Annotated in this window: 17 protein-coding genes; 6 read left to right on the top strand and 11 right to left on the bottom strand. The window is 60.3% G+C overall.

Annotated elements, in window-relative coordinates; translation table 11 throughout:
* The first annotated feature begins 372 nt into the window (after positions 1-372).
* Entirely contained in the window at positions 373-2,700 is a 2,328-nt protein-coding gene (locus L6D82_RS17480; RefSeq protein ID WP_236190646.1) for an autotransporter family protein, read from the top strand.
* Between the two features lie 57 nt (positions 2,701-2,757).
* Here L6D82_RS17480 and L6D82_RS17475 read toward each other — a convergent pair whose 3' ends face one another.
* The 6 genes from L6D82_RS17475 to L6D82_RS17450 form a co-directional block, all read right to left on the bottom strand.
* Positions 2,758-3,207: a hypothetical protein gene (locus L6D82_RS17475; RefSeq protein WP_085745563.1), complete on the bottom strand. Its 450-nt coding sequence runs from the start codon at positions 3,205-3,207 to the stop codon at positions 2,758-2,760.
* A 158-nt stretch (positions 3,208-3,365) separates the two neighbouring features.
* On the bottom strand, positions 3,366-4,007 hold the full coding sequence (locus tag L6D82_RS17470) for a DUF1345 domain-containing protein (protein ID WP_236190644.1): 642 nt from the start codon (positions 4,005-4,007) through the stop codon (positions 3,366-3,368).
* A gap of 153 nt (positions 4,008-4,160) precedes the next feature.
* The gene (locus tag L6D82_RS17465; protein ID WP_236190641.1) at positions 4,161-4,634 is read right to left on the bottom strand and encodes a hypothetical protein; all 474 of its coding nucleotides are present in this window, start codon (positions 4,632-4,634) and stop codon (positions 4,161-4,163) included.
* On the bottom strand, positions 4,631-5,077 hold the full coding sequence (locus tag L6D82_RS17460; protein ID WP_236190639.1) for a hypothetical protein: 447 nt from the start codon (positions 5,075-5,077) through the stop codon (positions 4,631-4,633). Before L6D82_RS17460 ends, L6D82_RS17465 begins: the two co-directional genes overlap by 4 nt.
* A gap of 126 nt (positions 5,078-5,203) precedes the next feature.
* Positions 5,204-8,302, bottom strand: coding sequence for an efflux RND transporter permease subunit (locus L6D82_RS17455; protein ID WP_236190637.1), 3,099 nt, complete (start codon positions 8,300-8,302; stop codon positions 5,204-5,206).
* A gap of 15 nt (positions 8,303-8,317) precedes the next feature.
* On the bottom strand, positions 8,318-9,475 hold the full coding sequence (locus tag L6D82_RS17450) for an efflux RND transporter periplasmic adaptor subunit (protein ID WP_102718708.1): 1,158 nt from the start codon (positions 9,473-9,475) through the stop codon (positions 8,318-8,320).
* 263 nt (positions 9,476-9,738) lie between these two features.
* Here L6D82_RS17450 and L6D82_RS17445 point away from each other — a divergent pair, with 263 nt between their 5' ends.
* Both L6D82_RS17445 and L6D82_RS17440 read left to right on the top strand, forming a co-directional pair.
* Entirely contained in the window at positions 9,739-10,440 is a 702-nt protein-coding gene (locus tag L6D82_RS17445) for a response regulator (protein WP_007960391.1), read from the top strand.
* A 4-nt stretch (positions 10,441-10,444) separates the two neighbouring features.
* Entirely contained in the window at positions 10,445-11,746 is a 1,302-nt protein-coding gene (locus L6D82_RS17440; protein ID WP_085745569.1) for an ATP-binding protein, read from the top strand.
* Between the two features lie 142 nt (positions 11,747-11,888).
* Here the strand turns inward: L6D82_RS17440 and pncA are convergent, their stop codons facing one another.
* The 4 genes from pncA to L6D82_RS17420 all read right to left on the bottom strand — a co-directional run bounded on the left by pncA (position 11,889) and on the right by L6D82_RS17420 (position 14,402).
* Positions 11,889-12,515, bottom strand: coding sequence for a bifunctional nicotinamidase/pyrazinamidase (gene pncA, locus L6D82_RS17435; RefSeq protein ID WP_236190627.1), 627 nt, complete (start codon positions 12,513-12,515; stop codon positions 11,889-11,891).
* A 50-nt stretch (positions 12,516-12,565) separates the two neighbouring features.
* Positions 12,566-13,324: an anti-sigma factor family protein gene (locus L6D82_RS17430; RefSeq protein WP_085745571.1), complete on the bottom strand. Its 759-nt coding sequence runs from the start codon at positions 13,322-13,324 to the stop codon at positions 12,566-12,568.
* Entirely contained in the window at positions 13,321-13,806 is a 486-nt protein-coding gene (locus L6D82_RS17425) for an RNA polymerase sigma factor (RefSeq protein WP_373870912.1), read from the bottom strand. The genes L6D82_RS17430 and L6D82_RS17425 overlap by 4 nt, the downstream gene beginning before the upstream one ends.
* A 62-nt stretch (positions 13,807-13,868) precedes the next feature.
* Positions 13,869-14,402: a tetratricopeptide repeat protein gene (locus L6D82_RS17420; RefSeq protein WP_007951256.1), complete on the bottom strand. Its 534-nt coding sequence runs from the start codon at positions 14,400-14,402 to the stop codon at positions 13,869-13,871.
* A 158-nt stretch (positions 14,403-14,560) separates the two neighbouring features.
* Between L6D82_RS17420 and L6D82_RS17415 the strand changes: the two genes are divergently transcribed.
* From L6D82_RS17415 to nudC, 3 genes are all read left to right on the top strand, one after another.
* Positions 14,561-15,334 (top strand): class I SAM-dependent methyltransferase, encoded by a 774-nt coding sequence (locus L6D82_RS17415; protein WP_236190625.1) that lies wholly within the window; start codon positions 14,561-14,563, stop codon positions 15,332-15,334.
* A gap of 82 nt (positions 15,335-15,416) precedes the next feature.
* Positions 15,417-16,229: a crotonase/enoyl-CoA hydratase family protein gene (locus L6D82_RS17410; protein ID WP_236190616.1), complete on the top strand. Its 813-nt coding sequence runs from the start codon at positions 15,417-15,419 to the stop codon at positions 16,227-16,229.
* A 6-nt stretch (positions 16,230-16,235) separates the two neighbouring features.
* Positions 16,236-17,066 (top strand): NAD(+) diphosphatase, encoded by an 831-nt coding sequence (gene nudC / locus L6D82_RS17405; RefSeq protein WP_102718714.1) that lies wholly within the window; start codon positions 16,236-16,238, stop codon positions 17,064-17,066.
* On the opposite strand, the gene L6D82_RS17400 is transcribed toward nudC, so the two are convergent.
* A complete protein-coding gene (locus tag L6D82_RS17400; RefSeq protein WP_007951261.1) occupies positions 17,034-17,813 on the bottom strand; it encodes a TSUP family transporter in 780 nt (259 codons plus the stop codon). The genes nudC and L6D82_RS17400 overlap by 33 nt on opposite strands.
* Between the last annotated feature and the right edge of the window lie 227 nt (positions 17,814-18,040).

The raw sequence follows: 18,040 nt of genomic DNA, 5'->3' as shown, positions 1-18,040 counted from the left end.
CGTGCATCAACAGTACTTCGAGTGAAGTTTCCTGCGATGGGGACGGCAGTCAATACCGTCCCCATCGTGGGAATCGAAGTCAGATACGGGTGCTCTTACGGGACAAGGGGATAAGTCGTACGAAGATGGAGATTAGTCCTACATATCCCTCGGAAAGTTATCCGTAGTCTGGCGACCGCTTCAGTTCCGGCTCGCAACTCGTTTGAGTCGGACGCTCGTTCCTCACGGAATGTAATCGAGTAGGACTCAACCATGTCGCCCAAATTGAACACCCCGTTTCAGAAAACCTCGATCAGCTTGGGAATTTTGTCCCTGCTGCCCCTATTGATGAATTCGCCGCTCACCCAGGCGGGTACCGTTCCGGCGGGTACCATGCTTGCCATTGACGGCACGACGCCGGTGCAAATCTGGCAACTTCAAGACAACGCCATCCTGAATGCCACCAATGCCACGACACTGGAAATGAACAGCAATCCCGGTGGCCTGATCAATCTGACGGGCTCGAATGTCAACGCCGCAGCGGTCTCGGGGATTTCACTGGTCAACGCCAGCGCAACCCTGGACAACTCAACGGTTAACAATGCCACTGGCATCGGCATTTCGGCAGTACGCAATAACAACAGCGTAGGCGGTTCAAGCGTGACGCTGCGTAATGGCTCAGTTGTTCAGGGCTTGACGGGGGGCATTGCGGGCAACCGATTCAGCGTCATCAGTCTGCAAAACTCCACCGCCGAAGGCACTGGTGCCAACAGCTTCGGGATCAGGATGCTGGAAGGTTCACTGTCGGCCTCCGGCAGTACGATTAGCGGCGGTCTTAATGGCGTGACGGTTGGCACTGACACTCAGGCGAACGCCGTTATCCCGACCAAAATAATTCTGGACGGCACTCGTGTCGAAGGCCAGACCGGCTCGGCACTGGTGGTCGGCATCAACGCGCCGAATTTCCCGACAGTGGCAGACATCGAAGTGCGTAACCGTTCGACGCTGGTGGCCGGCAACAACACGTTGCTTGAAGTCCGACAAGGTGCTTCGGCTGGATTCCTCGTCGAGAACAGTGACCTGACCGGTAACGTCACGGTGGTTTCGGGCAGTTCCGCGAATGTCACGTTGCAGAACAATGCGTCGCTGACCGGTGATCTGCAAAACGTCACGACCGCGGTGTTGAACAATCAGGCGCGCATGACCGGCAATGTGCTCGGTGCTTCGAGTGTGGCGCTCGACAACGGCTCGACCCTGACCGGCAATCTCGACAACGTCGCCACGGTGACGATCAACAATCAGAGCGTCATGAACGGTGACGTCAATGCTTCTGCCAATAGTGCTTCGAGTCTGACGCTGGACAATGCTGCCACGCTCACCGGCCAGGTGAACAATGTCGCCAATTTTGCGATCAACAATCAGGCGCTATGGCAGATGACTGGCAGCCAATCGGTGAACAATCTGTCACTGGGCAATGGTGGCACGGTAAGTTTTGGCACTCCTCAGCAATACTTTCAATTGAACGTCGCCAACCTGTCGGGCAACGGCACGTTCCGGATGGGCACCGACTTCAATCAGGGTCTCAGCGATCTGCTGAATGTCACGCGCAGTGCTTCCGGCTACCATCAGTTGCTGGTCACCAGTTCCGGTCTTGATCCGGTCAATGACTCGTCCATCAAAGTGGTGCAGAGCGTGGCGTCAGGCGCGCAGTACGGCCTGGTGAACAACCGTGTCGACGTAGGCGCATTCACTTATCTTCTGGTGAAGAAGGGAGATGACTGGTTCCTGCAACCGGACAAGACTGTTGTCAGCACACCGACACGCGCCGCATTGGCCATTGCCGGTACAGCCCCGACAGTGACCTATGGCGAAACGGTTCTGCTGAACAACCGCATGGGTGATTTGCGGGTCAATGGCGGGCAAACGGGCGGATGGGTGCGCTCTTTCGGCAGCCAGTACAGCATCAGTAACAATGCTTACGGAAATGGTTACAAACAACGACAGTATGGTTTCTCGATGGGCGTCGATACGCCGGTGCAAATCGCCGGCGAGCGTGTACTGCTCGGTGTGTTTGCCGGTTACAGCAAATCCGATCTGGATTTGAGCCGCGGCAGCTCCGGGGAAATCGGCAGCACCTCACTCGGTCTTTACGGCACCTGGCTGGGCGACAGCGGTTACTACCTGGACACGGTGGCCAAGCTCAATCACTTTCGCAACAAGGCCGACGTGATGCTGAGTGACAACACCAAAACCAAAGGCAGTTACAACAGTCTGGGTGCAAGCGCGTCGGTGGAGTTCGGCAAGCATATTGAGTTCGCGGATGGCTATTACATCGAACCGTTCACCCAATGGCAGGGAGCCTCGGTGCAAGGCAAGGATTTTCGTCTGGACAATGGTCTGAGTGTCGACGCTGATACAACCCGTTCCATGCTGGGCAAGGCGGGCCTGAACTTAGGGCGAGGCATGAAACTGGCGGATGGCAGTGTCCTGCAACCCCACGTGCGGGTGGCTGCCGTACATGAGTTCGTCAAAACCAACGAAGTGCGGGTCAACGACAACAAGTTCAACAATGATCTTTCCGGCACGCGCTTCGAAGTGGCCGCCGGCGCATCCTGGACCCTGAATGACCGCTGGCAGCTGCACGCGGAGCTGGACACCAGCAAGGGCGACAACGTCACCAAAGACTTCGGTGTGAACATGGGGGCGCATTACAGGTTCTGAGGGAACGGAAACTAAAAAGGGAAGCGATGGCTTCCCTTTTTTGTGCCTGCGGCTGCATCACTTCAAGACTTGAAAACCTCCCTTCAACTGGAAGGTAGTGCCATCGGCGTTCTCCAGCGTCACATTGAAATCGGCCGCGACATTCTTTTGATCGCTCGCAGGCTTGATCTCGATGTCACCTGAAATGCCTTCACTGATCGCAGTGCCGTCTTTATAGCTGACGGCTACGTCAGAGCGGCTGGTCAAGACATGCTTCCCGATCGGGAAACCATCGGGGACGATCAGGGTAAGTTCACGTGCCGGGTTTGTTTTGGCTTTCGTGCCCGAAGGTGGCCGATCAATGGCGGTTATCTCTACCGCGTCGATTTTGTCAGGGCCGACCTTTTTGGTTTCAATCAGTCGGGAAGAGGCAGTGAAGTCCGCGACAGGGGCTCCACCGTTGGCGAAAGCTTTTGCGGTCACAAAATTACCGGGGGCAAAACTGGTGCGTCTGATCACAGCGTTCATGAATTGGATCTCCGTTCACTTTGGGGAAGTATCCAAAGGCCATTGGGCCCTAACTCTGGATGCATCATAAAAGCGCGATTCAGGCGATCTGTACACTGTCAGACTTGACAGGTTACAGCCCTTGAAATCTGTGAGCGAATAGCCACTGACGCCAGCCCTCAGCCAAACAATCCGGCGGCGATGTTGATCGAGAAACCCAGAATCGCTGTGTTGAATACGAAACCGATCAGCGACTGCGCCAGCACGATCTTGCGGATCTCCCGCGTGGCCACGCCGACATCCGCCGTCTGCACCGCGACGCCGATGGTGAACGAGAAGTACAGAAAGTCCCAGTAATTGGGCGTCGTCAAGCCTTCGGCAAAGCGCAGCGCCGGCTCTTTGCCGTCCCAGGTGTAAAACAGCCGGGCGTAGTGGACGCAGAAAATCACCCCGATCAGCAGCCATGAGCCAATGACCGTCAGTGCGGTAAAACCGTAGTGCATCAATTTGTGGTGGGTATCCAGATCCTTGCTGCCGACAAGTTCCAGGGTGATGGCCGCCAGGCTGGCCAGCGCCGCAATACACACCACGAACAGCACCAGCCCGGCGTTTTCATCTTCGACGACGGCGATCTGCTTGACGTCCGGCGCCTTGGCACGGGCGGTGAGCCAGAGCATCAGCGACAGGTAAGTCCAGACCCCGGCGTTCCAGCCGATGAGGATCTTGCTGATGATGGAATCGGCGGGTACCAGCAGACCGACGGCGAGGCCGAGCAGGAACGCGGCAGAGAGGCGAGGGTGGGTGCGGGCGAGGAAGCGCATGGGCGGCTCTTTGTTGACGGCGTCGAGCAAACCATAGCATGGGTGTGGGTTCTGGCTGGCGCGGAGGACTGCAAAAAGAAACCTTGTGACTCTGTCAGCATCGACAAGAAGCCCAAGGTTTTTATGTTTCAGAAGGATGGGCGGGAAGCTGGATCAGTTATGGATCTGAAGCTTGCCTTTGGAGACTGTCACGGTTTTTGGAACAGCGTCACCGTTCTGGCCGAGGAAGTCGAACTCGGCTTCAATTTGCCCCTTCTCCGAGCCGGCAACAGGGAAGCTGAGAAAGGTGACTGTCCCTTGAATCGCTTTGTAAAAAGGATTGATACCAACCGCGAGTCTTTCCACGAAAACCGCTCTGACCAGACTGACATCCGTATTCAAGTCGTAGGGGGTATTCAAACTGGCGGTTTGCGCCACATTCAGAACAATACTCAGACTCCGTTGAGGACGACTCGGGCCATCAATCCACCATTCTCCCCTGGCTGACCAGGCCTCTTGTTTGAAAAGTTGATCGTATTGAGCAGTGAGGAGAACCGTTTCTGCCGTGTAGCTATCCTTCACTGGCGGCTCCAGGCCATCGACGTCAGCGGTCAAGCTACCTTTGGACACTGGTTGAGCAGCACTCATGGTTTTGCGCTCCCTTGGTCGTTCGGCACCAGATGTAGTTCTCCGTTGACAGTCACTTTCTCTTTTCCATTCTGCGACACCGCAACGAAGTTGAACGTTGCCATGGCTTCATCTTTAGCGGCGTCCACGGTGACAGTGACTGTGCCGCTTTGCGCAAGGAAAGGCGCTTCGACAGAGCTTGATGTACTTTTCCACCAGCTGCCTGTCGCTTGGCGTTCAGGATCGGCGAAATCGAAGGTCTGGTTTTCCATATCGCCCGTGTTTTTGAAATTCAGGGCAATGTTTCTGCGTTCATTCGGCCATTGCACCAACGAGGCCCACCCCTGAAGGGAGCGGCCGATACCCAATGAGTAGAACTTTTCTTCTGCGTTAAAATTCCGGAGTTCGGGATCGCTCGTGGTGGCTGTGAATTTGCCATCTGCATTGCCCTTTACATTCGTCATGAGAAGCTCCTGATTCAAGTCAAACCGCTAAGTCAAACGTGACAGGAGCTAGCCTAAGTTTTTGGAGCAATTGGCGAACCTGTCAACTTTGACAGGTGTAAAAACCGATCGACTTATAGCGAAACTTCATTTTTTGCCGGCCCATCGGGTTACGGCTTTCACCACCACCACAAAAAACACTGGCACAAAAATCACCGCCAACGTCGCGGTAATCATCCCACCAATCACCCCGGTACCAATCGCCTGCTGACTCGCCGAACTCGCACCCGTGGCAATCGCCAGCGGCACCACGCCCAGAATGAACGCCAGCGAAGTCATGACGATCGGCCGCAACCGCAGACGCGCCGCTTGCAGCGTAGCGTCAATCAGGTCATGCCCTTCGTCATACAGACTCTTGGCAAACTCGATGATCAGGATCGCGTTTTTCGCCGACAGGCCGATGATGGTGATCAGGCCGACCTTGAAGAACACGTCGTTGGGCATTCCGCGCAAAGTCACCGCCAGCACCGCGCCGAGTACGCCCAGCGGCACAACGAGCAGCACGGAAGTCGGGATCGACCAACTCTCATACAACGCCGCCAGGCACAGGAACACGATCAGCAGCGACAGCCCGAGCAGAATCGGCGCCTGACTGCCGGACAAACGTTCCTGCAACGACAGACCAGTCCATTCCTGACCCAGGCCTTTCGGCCCCTGAGCCACCAGCCGTTCGATTTCCGCCATGGCTTCGCCGGTGCTGTGGCCGGGTTTCGGCTCACCGGAAATCGAGATCGCCGGGTAGCCGTTGTAGCGGGTCAACTGCGCCGGGCCTTGAGTCCACGTGGCTCGGACGAACGCCGACAGCGGCACCATTTTTCCGGCGTCGTTGCGCACATGCATTTTCAGCAGGTCATCGACCTGACTGCGACGGTCACCTTCAGCCTGCACGACAACGCGTTGCATCCGCCCCTGATTGGGGAAGTCGTTGACGTACGAAGAGCCAATGGCGGTGGACAGCACGTTGCCAACATCGGCGAACGAAACCCCCAAGGCGTTGGCCTGCTTGCGGTCCACTTCCAGTTGCACTTGCGGCGCTTCGGCCAGTGCGCTTTCACGCACGTTCATCAGGATCGGGCTTTTCTCGGCGGCTTCCAGCAACTGGGTGCGCGCCTCCATCAAGGTCGCATGGCCGAGGCCGCCACGATCCTGCAGGCGGAACTCGAAGCCGCTGGACGTACCGAGACCGTCAACCGGCGGCGGCAGCACGGCGAACGCCACGGCGTCCTTGATCTGGCTCAGGGCGATGTTGGCGCGGTCGGCAATCGAACTTGCCGAGTCGTCGCCGCCACGCTGCGACCAGTCCTTGAGCGTGGTAAACGCCAATGCGGCGTTCTGCCCGCTGCCGGAGAAGCTGAAACCGAGAATCACCGTGCTGTCGCCCACGCCCGGCTCGCCGGCGTTGTGCGCTTCGATCTGCTCGACCACCTGCACCGTGCGGTTCTTGCTCGCGCCGGGCGGCAGTTGAATGTCGGTGATGGTGTAACCCTGATCCTCGACCGGCAGGAACGAGGACGGCAGGCGCGCGAAGCACAGGCCCAGACCCACCAGCAATACAACGTAGATCAACAGATAACGACCGGTGCGTTTCAGCGCGTAACCGACCCAGCCTTGATAGCGATCGGTCAGTTGCTCGAAGCGACGGTTGAACCAGCCGAAGAACCCGGTTTTCTCGTGGTGTTCACCCTTGGCAATCGGCTTGAGCAGCGTTGCGCACAGCGCCGGGGTCAAGGTCAGCGCGAGGAACGCCGAGAACAGGATCGAGGTAGCCATCGACAGTGAGAACTGCCGGTAAATGACGCCCACCGAACCCTGCATGAACGCCATCGGAATGAACACCGCCACCAGCACCAGCGTGATGCCGATGATCGCCCCGGTGATCTGGGTCATCGCCTTGCGCGTCGCTTCTTTCGGTGACAGGCCTTCGGTGGCCATGATCCGTTCGACGTTCTCCACCACCACGATGGCGTCGTCCACCAGAATGCCGATGGCCAGCACCATGCCGAACATGGTCAGCACGTTGATCGAGAACCCCAGCGCAAGCATGGTCGCGAAGGTGCCCATCAGCGCCACCGGCACCACCAGCGTCGGAATCAGGGTGTAGCGGATGTTCTGCAGGAACAGGAACATCACTGCGAACACCAGCAACATCGCCTCGCCAAGGGTGTAGACCACTTTGGTGATCGAGACCTTCACGAATGGCGACGTGTCGTAGGGAATCTTGTATTCCACGCCGGTCGGGAAGTAGCGCGACAGTTCATCCATTTTGGCGCGGATCAAGGTCGCGGTGCTGAGGGCGTTGGCGCCCGGCGCCAGTTGCACACCGACGGCGGTGGACGGCTTGCCGTTCAGACGGGTGCCGAACTGGTATTCCTGGCTGCCGATCTCGACCCGCGCCACATCCTTGATGCGCACGGTGGAGCCGTCCGGGTTGGCCTTGAGCACGATGTCGGCGAACTCTTCCGGGGTCGACAGTTGTCCCTTGACCAGAATCGTCGCGGTGATTTCCTGAGTGCTCGGGTTTGGCAGATCGCCGATGCTGCCCGCCGAGACCTGGGCGTTCTGCGCGACGATGGCGGCGTTGACGTCGGCCGGCGTCAGGTTGAAACCGATCAGCTTCTGCGGGTCGACCCAGATCCGCATCGCCCGTTCGGCGCCATACAGCTGGGCCTTGCCGACGCCGTCGATGCGCTTGATCTCGTTCATCACGTTGCGCGCCAGATAATCGCTGAGCGCTACGTCGTCGAGCTTGCCGTCGCTGGAGGTGAGGGTGATCAGCAACAGGAAACCGGCGGAGACTTTCTCCACCTGCAAACCTTGCTGGTTGACCGCTTGCGGCAGGCGCGACTCGACCACTTTAAGGCGGTTTTGCACGTCAACCTGTGCCAGTTCCGGATTGGTGCCCGGCTGGAAAGTGGCCTTGATGGTGGCGCTGCCGAGGCTGCTCTGCGATTCGAAATACAGCAGGTGATCGGCGCCGTTGAGCTCTTCCTCGATCAGGCTGACCACGCTTTCGTCGACGGTCTGCGCCGAGGCGCCCGGGTACACGGCATAGATCTCGATCTGCGGCGGCGCGACGTCGGGGTACTGCGCCACCGGCAATTGCGGGATGGCCAGCGCACCGGCCAACAGGATGAACAACGCGACGACCCAGGCGAACACCGGGCGGTCGATAAAGAACTGCGGCATAGAAGAGCGTCCTGCTTACTGACCAGAGGTCTGGGCAAGTGGAAGAGGGGTGTCGTCGATCTGCACCACTTCGCCCGGACGGGCGTGTTGCAGGCCTTCGATGACAATGCGGTCGCCGGGCTTGAGGCCGCCGGTAACGATCCAGCGGTCGTTCTGCACAGCGCCAAGCTGAACCGGCTGCTGGGCGACGCGCATCTGATCGTCGACGGTCAGCACTTGCGCCACACCGGCGCTGTCACGTTGCACCGCGCGTTGCGGCACGGTGAGGCCGTGTTGAATCACGCCTTGTTCCAGGCGCACGCGAACGTAGCTGCCGGGCAACAGGTCCAGATCCGGGTTGGGGAACTCGCTGCGCAGAATGATCTGACCGGTGCCCGGATCGACCGTGATGTCGCTGAACAGCAACTTGCCCGGCAACGGATAGAGGCTGCCGTCGTCCTGGATCAGCGTGGCCTTGACCTGATCCTGGCCGACCTGCTGCAACTGGCCGGACCGGAAGGCCCGGCGCAGCTCATTGAGTTCGCGGGTCGACTGGGTGAGGTCGGCGTGGATCGGGTTCAGTTGCTGGATCAGCGCCATGGGCGTGGTTTCGTTCTGGCCCACCAGTGCGCCTTCGGTCACCAGCGCGCGACCAACGCGGCCGGAAATCGGCGCGGTGACGGTGGCGTAACCAAGGTTCAACTTCGCGCGCTCGACGGCAGCCTTGTTGGCGGCCACGTCGGCGGCAGTCTGCCGGGCATTGGCGCGGGCGTTGTCGTAATCCTGAGCGCTGATGGCCTTGTCGTCGATCAACTGGGCGTAGCGCTGCTCCTGCAGTTTTGCCTGGAACGCATTGGCCTCGGCCTTGCGCAGGGCGGCTTCGGCGCTATCGAGGTCAGCCTTGAACGGCGCCGGGTCGATGCGGAACAAAACATCGCCCTTTTTTACGTCGCTGCCTTCGCGGTAGGTGCGTTGCAGCACGACGCCGGCGACTCGGGCGCGGACTTCGGCAATGCGCGGCGCGGCAATCCGTCCGCTGAGTTCGCTGCTGATCGACAGGGGGCGCGCCTCAAGGGTTTCGATCCGCACGGTGGCCGGCGGCGCCTGTTCCTCGGCGTTCGAGGATTTATCACAGGCACTCAGCGTCAGCGCCAATGCGATCAGGCCGAGCCCGGCCAGCAGATTCTTCGACATGTACAACCCCCAATATTGATCTGCGCATCCTACGGACAGTCGCCGAGGGTAGCGGTGAAGCTTTGTAGGCGCTGTGTGAAATTGTGTAAGGGTTTTGCTCAGGGACGAGTGAGGGCGTATATCCTTTACGCCTTGATATTTATTGCGACAGATAAAGCACCGCGAGCAGGCTCGCTCCCACAAGGGATTGCATTCCAAATGTGGGAGCGAGCCTGCTCGCGATAGCGGACGATGGGTCGCCACTGTATTTCTGGATCACCTCAATGCCCAACATTCTTCTGGTCGAAGACGACACCGCCCTCGCCGAACTGATCTCCAGTTACCTCGAACGCAACGGTTACTCCGTCAGCGTGATCGGCCGTGGCGACCATGTGCGCGAACGGGCGCGGCTCAATCCGCCGGATCTGGTGATTCTCGACCTGATGCTGCCGGGCCTCGACGGTTTGCAGGTCTGTCGCCTGTTGCGTGCCGATTCGGCCACGCTGCCGATCCTGATGCTCACCGCCCGCGACGACAGCCACGATCAGGTGCTGGGCCTGGAAATGGGCGCCGACGATTACGTCACCAAGCCCTGTGAGCCGCGCGTCCTGCTGGCGCGAGTGCGCACTTTGCTGCGGCGCAGCAGCCTCGGCGAGCCGATGACCGCCAACGACCGGATCCTGATGGGCAATCTGTGCATCGATTTGTCGGAACGCACGGTGACCTGGCGCGAGCAACCTGTGGAGCTGTCCAGCGGCGAATACAACCTGCTGGTGGTGCTGGCCCGTCATGCCGGCGAAGTGCTGAGCCGCGACCAGATCCTGCAACGCCTGCGCGGCATCGAATTCAACGGCACCGACCGCTCGGTGGACGTGGCGATTTCCAAGCTGCGGCGCAAGTTCGACGACCACGCCGGCGAGGCGCGCAAGATCAAGACCGTGTGGGGCAAGGGTTATCTGTTCAGCCGTTCCGAGTGGGAATGCTGATTCGATGTTCAGAATCCTGTTTCGCCTCTATCTGGTGACGATCGTCTCCTACAGTGCGGCGATCTATCTGGTGCCGGATCTGGTAGTGATGGCGTTCAAGCAGCGATTCGTCACTTACAACCTCGACTATTCCCGAGGCCTGCAATCGCTGATCACCAAGCAGTTTCGCGCGGTGCCGCAGGATCAGTGGCCGGCGCTGGCAGCATCGATGGACAAGGATTTTCAACCGCTGCACATCGTGCTCGCCCGTATTGATGACCCTGGCTTCACCGCCATCGAGCAAGAGCGGCTGCGGCGTGGTGAGAACATGGTGCGGGTGGGCGACTGGGGCTGGCGCACGCTGGCGGTCACGCCGCTCAACGACGAAATGGCAGTGCAGATGGTGGTGCCGCCGGATCCGATGGACGTGAACCTGTTGTACTGGAGCATCAACGTGCTGATCGGCGCCAGTCTGCTGGCGTGCCTGTTGCTCTGGTTTCGCCCGCACTGGCGCGATCTGGAACGCCTCAAGGGCACGGCCGAACGTTTCGGCAAGGGCCATTTGAGCGAGCGCACGCAGATTGGCGCAAGCTCCAACATCGGCAGTCTGGCCAATGTGTTCGACACCATGGCCGGCGATATCGAAAACCTGCTCAACCAGCAGCGTGACCTGCTCAACGCCGTGTCCCACGAACTGCGCACGCCGCTGACCCGCCTGGACTTCGGCCTCGCGCTGGCGCTGTCCGATGACTTGCCGCAAGCCAGCCGCGAACGCCTGCAAGGGCTGGTTGCGCACATTCGCGAACTGGATGAGTTGGTGCTGGAGTTGCTGTCCTACAGTCGCCTGCAGAACCCGGCGAAGTTGCCAGAGCAGGTCGAAGTGTCGCTGGACGAGTTCATCGACAGCATTCTGGGCAGCGTCGATGAAGAACTGGAATCCCCGGAAATCGTCATCGATGTGCTGCTGCACAATCAGCTGGAACGCTTCTCCCTCGACCCGCGCCTGACGGCCCGCGCGATTCAGAACCTGCTGCGCAACGCCATGCGCTACTGCGAGAAACGCATTCAGATTGGCGTGCAGGTCTGCCCGAAAGGCTGCGAGATCTGGGTCGATGATGACGGCATCGGCATTCCGGAAGACGAGCGGGAGCGGATTTTCGAGCCGTTCTATCGACTGGATCGCAGTCGCGATCGGGCGACCGGCGGGTTTGGCCTGGGGCTGGCGATCAGCCGGCGGGCGCTGGAAGCGCAGGGCGGGACGTTGACGGTGGAGGGTTCGCCATTGGGCGGGGCGCGGTTCAGGCTTTGGCTGCCAACCCCGACCTGATGATCGCTGAGGTCCCACCCAGAGCGCTGATCGTTCCCACGCTCTGCGTGGGAATGCCGCCCAGGACGCTCCGCGTCCTTTGTGACGCAGAGCGTCACCGTATGCATTCCCACGCGGAGCGTGGGAACGATCAGCAAGTCGGTCAAAGCAGTTCAGTGGACTGGATCAACCCAACCCCAGCTACCTGCATCCGCTCGATCGCCGACGCCAGCGAGCCGTTCAAATCAATCGCCCGGCAAGCATCCAGCACCACAAACGCATTGAACCCCGCCGCCCGTGCATCCAGCGCGGAGAACATCACGCAGAAATCCAGCGCCAGACCAACCATGTAAACCGTTTCGATCCCGCGTTCCTTCAGATAACCGGCCAGACCCGTGGTCGTGACGCGATCCGCTTCCAGAAACGCCGAATAGCTGTCGATGTCCGGGTTGCAGCCCTTGCGGATGATCAAGTGCGCGTGGGGCAGATCAAGCCCCGAGTGAAACTCGGCACCGCGTGAACCCTGAATGCAATGATCCGGCCACAGCGTCTGCTCACCGTACGGCAGTTGAATCACATCGTAAGGCTGACGCCCGGGATGGCTGGAAGCAAACGAAGCATGCCCCGCCGGATGCCAGTCCTGGGCGATGACCACTTGCTTGAACTGCCCGGCGAGCCGGTTGATCAGCGGAACGATCATGTCACCTTCGGGCACGGCCAACTGGCCACCGGGAATGAAGTCGTTCTGTACGTCGATGACCAGCAGGGCTGTGCGTGGCGAAATCGGCATAAATCCATCCTTCTTGGAAAATCACCCGAGCAGCATAGTGACAAAATTCTTTAAACGTTCAGCCGGGTCTTAAACATTTTTGCCATGTCCTCCAGCTCGGAAGCCGGGTGGTGGCCGATCAGCATCCAGGCGTGTTCGCGTTCGGTCCAGTAAACCACGTTCATCCCGTGCCGGCGTTCATGGGCCAGCGGCTGGCTGCCGCTGTTGGTGCGCGTGACGCATAGCGCCAGCGGGCCGTGGGTGGCGTCGAGCCAGGTCATCTGGGCGATGGGCACGCCGTCATACTCGAGCAATTGCGCGCGTTTGAACTGTGCGCCCGGCAGTTTCAGTTTCGCCGGCGACAGGCTCACGCCCAGCCGCGCATCGACGGTTCGCAGCTGCGCCAGTTGCGAGGCTTCGTCGGTGGGCAGATGTTCGAGGGTCTGCGGCACATACAGCGCCATGTAATCGCCCACCAGCTCGCGCCAGTTGTGCGATTGCTGCGTTTGCCAGGCCAGGAACAAGCGGTCCGCCGCGACACCTGCGAGCGCCACGCCCGCTGCTGCGGCGCCTATGAACCAGCGCCGGCTCAAACCGGGCTTCTGCGGTGACGGCGCGGCATCGAGCCGGGCCTGCAAACGGTCGAGCGGCGCCTGTTGGGCCAGTTCGTCGTAGGCAGCCTTGAATGGCAGGTTGCTGCGACTCAGCCATTGCACGCGCAAACTCAGCAGCGGATCGTCGGCGATGAGGCTGTCGAGTTGGCTGCGCTGTTCGCGGTCAAGTTCATCGTCCAGATACGCCACCAGTTGCTCGTCGGAAGGCGCATTCATTGCCGGTCTCCTGCGGGGGTGTTCGGTACCGCTTGCAGCGGCGGGTATTCGGCCAGTTTCAGGCGCGCGGTGGCCAGACGGCTCATGACCGTGCCGATCGGCACTTGCAGGATCTCGGCGATTTCGCGATAGGACAGGCCTTCGACGTAGGCCAGATAAACCGTTTCGCGCTGGGTTTCCGGCAGCGCATCGACCCGGCGGATCACCTGTGCCGCCATGACGTGGGTTTGCGCGGCGTATTCACCATCGAACGTCAGCTGGCTTTCGGCATCCGCCACACCCTGGCCCAGGCGCACCCGACGGGCGCGCACTTCGTTGAGCCAGATCGAATGCAGAATGCTCAGCAGCCAGCGATCCATGCGCGTGCCGGCCAGGTACTGGCCCGAACGCTCGAGCGCCCGCACGCAGGTGGCTTGTACCAGATCCTCGGCCACGTGCCGATTGCGCGACAGCAGCAAGCCGTAGCGCCACAGGCGCGCCAGGTGTTGCCCGAGTTCGGCTCTGAAGGCCTGATCGCTGAAAATGTTCGCCTCCGCGTGTCGTGTCAGGTTTTCGATGAATCGTTGATGGCTTCGGCCAGGTCCCGGTATTCCTCGCAGGTCGTGCCGCAGATCTTCTGGATGTGCTGCAACTGCTCCTGCGCCAGATCGACGCGGCCCTTGATCACATAGGCTTCGCCCAGGTATTCGCGGACTTGCGCGTACTGCGGATCAAGTTTGACCGATTGCAGGTAGTAACCGATGCCTTCGTCGGTGCGCCCCAGTTTGCGCGTGGCGTAACCGCGATAGTTGAGGGCCTTGGCGGTGTTCGGTTGTTCCAGCGTGTCGAGCAGGGCCAGGGCTTCTTCATAACGGCCGGCCTTGGCCAGACGGTAGGCGTAGTCGGTCCGGTCGGCGTCGGGCACCAGATGGCTGGTCTGCATCACGCACTTCTGGGTCTTGGTGTCGAATACCTGGCCTTTGGGGCAGTTGGGTTTCTGCACCGGCGCCTCTTCATCGCCATTGGCGAAGGCGAGGGGGCTCGCGAAAACGGCGGCCACCAGCAACGGGGCGGCGAACATAACGGAACGGATAGTCATGGGCAAGGCTCCACAGGGGGTCATGTTTCACTTTGAACACCGCAGGGTGAAAATTTATTCATTGCTTTGTCAGGCTTTGTTAAAGGAAAGCCCTTTTTCCGGCGCTATGCTCGTCAGCATTCGTTGTCGATCTGCAGTTCTACCATGGGAGTTTGGCCATGAAAGATCAGGTTCACCACTCGGCCGCCAGCGGCTACAAAACCGCTGCCGACACCTACGTCAAAGGCCGGCCCGACTATCCGCCGGCCGTCAGTGAATGGCTGACGGGCACGCTGGGCCTTGATGGCCACAAGACCGTTATCGACCTCGGCGCCGGCACCGGCAAGTTCACCGGACGGCTGGTGGCGACCGGCGCCCAGGTGATCGCCGTGGAACCGGTGGCGCAGATGCTGGAAAAACTGTCGCTGGCCTGGCCGCAGGTGCTGGCCGTCAGCGGTACGGCAACGGATTTGCCGCTGCCCGACGCCTCGGTGGATACGGTGGTGTGTGCGCAGGCTTTTCACTGGTTTGCCAGTACCGAGGCGCTGGATGAAATCGCCCGGGTCCTCAAACCGGGCGGCAAGCTGGGCCTGATCTGGAACCTGCGCGACACCCGGATCGATTGGGTGCCCAAGCTGGACGCCATCGTCAATGCGCTGGAAGGTGACACACCGCGCTTCTACACCGGCGAATGGCGCAAGGCCTTTCCCCATCCGGCGTTCGGGCCGTTGCAGGCGCAGCACTTTCAGCATGGCCATACCGGCTCGCCGGAGGATGTGATTTTCAACCGGGTGCGCTCCACCAGTTTCATTGCGGCGTTGAGTGACCAACAACGCGCGAAGATCGACGAGCAGATTGCTCAACTGATTGCCGGCGAGCCGCAGCTGCGGGGCAGGGAGGTGGTGACGGTGCCTTACGAGACCGCCGCCTTCGTCGCGGTGAAGAACGGTTAGAGTCCCGCATTTGGCCGAACCGCCGTGCTGATGCCTTGTTATAGTTCGGGCCTCATTTTCAGCCCGGTAAAGGATTTCTGCGATGACTCAATACACCGCCTTCAGCGTCGAACTGGCCGACAATATCGCCCATGTGCAGATCAATCGTCCGGAAAAGATCAACTCGATGAACGCCGCGTTCTGGAGTGAAATCGTCGAGGTGTTCCAGTGGGTCGACGACACCGACGAAGTGCGGGTGGTGGTGCTCAGCGGTGCCGGCAAACACTTTTCCTCGGGCATCGACCTGATGATGCTGGCCGGCGTGGCCAATGAGCTGGGCAAGGACGTTGGCCGCAATGCGCGCCTGCTGCGCAAGAAGATCCTGACCCTGCAAGCATCCTTCAATGCGGTCGACAATTGCCGCAAACCGGTACTCGCGGCGATCCAGGGGTATTGCCTGGGCGGCGCCATCGATCTGATCGCCGCCTGCGACATGCGCTACGCCGCCGAAGACGCGCAATTCTCTATTAAAGAAATCGATATCGGCATGGCGGCTGATGTAGGCACTTTGCAACGGTTGCCACGGATCATCGGTGACGGCATGCTGCGTGAGCTGGCTTACACCGGTCGCACCTTTGGCGCCGAAGAAGCGCGCAGCATCGGTCTGGTCAATCGCGTCTACAGCGACAAGGACAGCCTTATCGAAGGCGTGATGGACATTGCCCGGGACATCGCCGGCAAGTCGCCGATCGCGGTCACCGGCACCAAGGAAATGATCAGCTACATGCGCGACCATCGCATCGACGACGGTCTCGAGTACGTTGCCACCTGGAACGCCGCCATGCTGCAATCCAACGATTTGCGCGTGGCCATGGCCGCCCATATGAGCAAACAGAAACCCGAATTTCTGGATTGAGAAACCATGACATCTCGCTGGACCACTGCAGTACTGGACACCGATCAACCCGGCGGCTGGGCCGTGGCGCGCAGCCCCGAGGGTTTCCTGTTCGATGACAACGGCGCGCTGTTCCCGCGGGAATGGCTCAAGCGCCAGGACTTGTCGATCCTTGCCGAGCACGGTATCGGTCATCTCGATGGCGAGCCGGTGTATCTGCTGGAACTGCGCAGCACCAGCGAGGTGCCGGGTTGCAGCTGGAAAGGCCTGCGGGCGTTCATGCTCGATGGCGATCACACGATCTACAAAGTGCTGGGTTATGCGGCGCAGATTGGTACTTGGGCGCGCGAACACCGTTTCTGCGGCAACTGCGGTCAGGCCATGACCCAGGTGCCGCGGGAGCGGGCGATGTATTGCCAGCCCTGCGATCTGCGCAGTTATCCGCGGATTTCGCCGAGCATGATCGTGCTGGTGACCCGTGGCGATGAAGTGCTGCTGGCGCGCTCACCGCGTTTCGTCACCGGGGTCTACAGCACGCTGGCCGGGTTTGCCGAACCGGGTGAGTCGGCCGAGGATTGCCTGATCCGCGAAGTGCGCGAGGAAGTGCAGATCGAGGTGAAGAACATTCAGTACATGGGCAGCCAGTGCTGGCCGTTCCCGCACTCGATGATGCTCGGCTTCCATGCCGAATACGCCGGTGGCCAGATTGTCTGTCAGGAAGACGAGATCGAAGACGCCCAGTGGTTCAACGTGCACGATCTGCCGCCGTTGCCGGCGTCCAAATCGATTGCCCGTTATCTGATCGACGTCTACGTGGCGCGGCGCTTAGGCCACGCTGAACCAGTGCTGCCAGGCTAGACGTACGGTCAACCCCAGCACCACGGTGATGAACACCGGACGAATGAACTTGGCGCCGCCGCTGATCGCGGTGCGCGCCCCGAAGAATGCGCCGACCATCACCGACAGGCCCATGCTCAGGCCGATGATCCAGTCCACCTGCCCGGAAAACACGAACACCGACAGCGCCGCAATGTTGCTGACGAAGTTCATGCTGCGCGCCACGCCGCTGGCCTTGACCAGATCGATCGGGTACAGCAGCAGGCTGCTGACCGTCCAGAACGCGCCAGTGCCGGGGCCGGCTACGCCGTCGTAGAAACCGAGGCTGAAGCCCTGGGTCGATTGCCACTTCTTCTTGATCGGTGCGTCGCTGTCCAGCGGCGCTTTCGGCGTGCCGCCAAACAACAGGTACAGGCCACAGGCGAAGACGATCACCGGCAGCATCTTGTTCAGCCATTCGGCGGGCAGGTAATGGGCGACGACGGCGCCGGTCAGCGCACCGACCAGCGTGCCGACGATGGCGTGCATCCACTGCCGTGGGTGAAACAGCTTGCGTCGGTAGAAGGTGAAACTGGCGGTGGCCGAACCGAAGGTCGAACTCAGTTTATTAGTGCCCAGCACCAGGTGCGGCGGCAGGCCGGCGGTGAGCAACGCAGGCGTGGTCAACAGACCGCCACCGCCGGCGATGGCGTCGATGAATCCGGCAATGAAAGCGACAAGGGCCAGAACGGCCAGGGTGGTGAGGTCAACGCTGAGTTCGAAAGGCATGGAATCGGCTTATTTCGGCAGGGCGCAGAGCTGGGCTGCGGGGAGGGCAGTCATGTTACTCATTTCCGAATGTTGCGGCGACCCATAAGACTCGACCAGCGACGGCTCAACTGTTGCCCACCCAACACGCACCCAACAATTCACCCTCTCACCATGCATGCCGATTTCCGGAGAAACCAATAAAACCGGGTCTCCCGCCGCTGGCACGCTTGCTGCTCTGGCTTACT

This window comes from Pseudomonas paraglycinae, assembly GCF_021601625.1.
GTDB lineage: Bacteria > Pseudomonadota > Gammaproteobacteria > Pseudomonadales > Pseudomonadaceae > Aquipseudomonas > Aquipseudomonas paraglycinae.
The sequence above is the reverse complement of the archived record's forward strand: the minus strand, read 5'-3'. Positions and strand labels throughout refer to the sequence as shown.

Bases quoted from the DNA above. Each gene is read 5' to 3' on its own strand.
- L6D82_RS17430 (WP_085745571.1), bottom strand. From the start codon at position 13,324: ATGAATGCGCCTTCCGACGAGCAACTGGTGGCGTATCTGGACGATGAA.
- pncA (WP_236190627.1), bottom strand. From the start codon at position 12,515: ATGCCGATTTCGCCACGCACAGCCCTGCTGGTCATCGACGTACAGAAC.
- L6D82_RS17445 (WP_007960391.1), top strand. From the start codon at position 9,739: ATGCCCAACATTCTTCTGGTCGAAGACGACACCGCCCTCGCCGAACTG.
- L6D82_RS17455 (WP_236190637.1), bottom strand. From the start codon at position 8,302: ATGCCGCAGTTCTTTATCGACCGCCCGGTGTTCGCCTGGGTCGTCGCG.
- L6D82_RS17440 (WP_085745569.1), top strand. From the start codon at position 10,445: ATGTTCAGAATCCTGTTTCGCCTCTATCTGGTGACGATCGTCTCCTAC.
- L6D82_RS17475 (WP_085745563.1), bottom strand. From the start codon at position 3,207: ATGAACGCTGTGATCAGACGCACCAGTTTTGCCCCCGGTAATTTTGTG.
- nudC (WP_102718714.1), top strand. From the start codon at position 16,236: ATGACATCTCGCTGGACCACTGCAGTACTGGACACCGATCAACCCGGC.
- L6D82_RS17420 (WP_007951256.1), bottom strand. From the start codon at position 14,402: ATGACTATCCGTTCCGTTATGTTCGCCGCCCCGTTGCTGGTGGCCGCC.
- L6D82_RS17460 (WP_236190639.1), bottom strand. From the start codon at position 5,077: ATGACGAATGTAAAGGGCAATGCAGATGGCAAATTCACAGCCACCACG.
- L6D82_RS17470 (WP_236190644.1), bottom strand. From the start codon at position 4,007: ATGCGCTTCCTCGCCCGCACCCACCCTCGCCTCTCTGCCGCGTTCCTG.
- L6D82_RS17465 (WP_236190641.1), bottom strand. From the start codon at position 4,634: ATGAGTGCTGCTCAACCAGTGTCCAAAGGTAGCTTGACCGCTGACGTC.
- L6D82_RS17480 (WP_236190646.1), top strand. From the start codon at position 373: ATGCTTGCCATTGACGGCACGACGCCGGTGCAAATCTGGCAACTTCAA.
- L6D82_RS17410 (WP_236190616.1), top strand. From the start codon at position 15,417: ATGACTCAATACACCGCCTTCAGCGTCGAACTGGCCGACAATATCGCC.
- L6D82_RS17400 (WP_007951261.1), bottom strand. From the start codon at position 17,813: ATGCCTTTCGAACTCAGCGTTGACCTCACCACCCTGGCCGTTCTGGCC.
- L6D82_RS17415 (WP_236190625.1), top strand. From the start codon at position 14,561: ATGAAAGATCAGGTTCACCACTCGGCCGCCAGCGGCTACAAAACCGCT.
- L6D82_RS17450 (WP_102718708.1), bottom strand. From the start codon at position 9,475: ATGTCGAAGAATCTGCTGGCCGGGCTCGGCCTGATCGCATTGGCGCTG.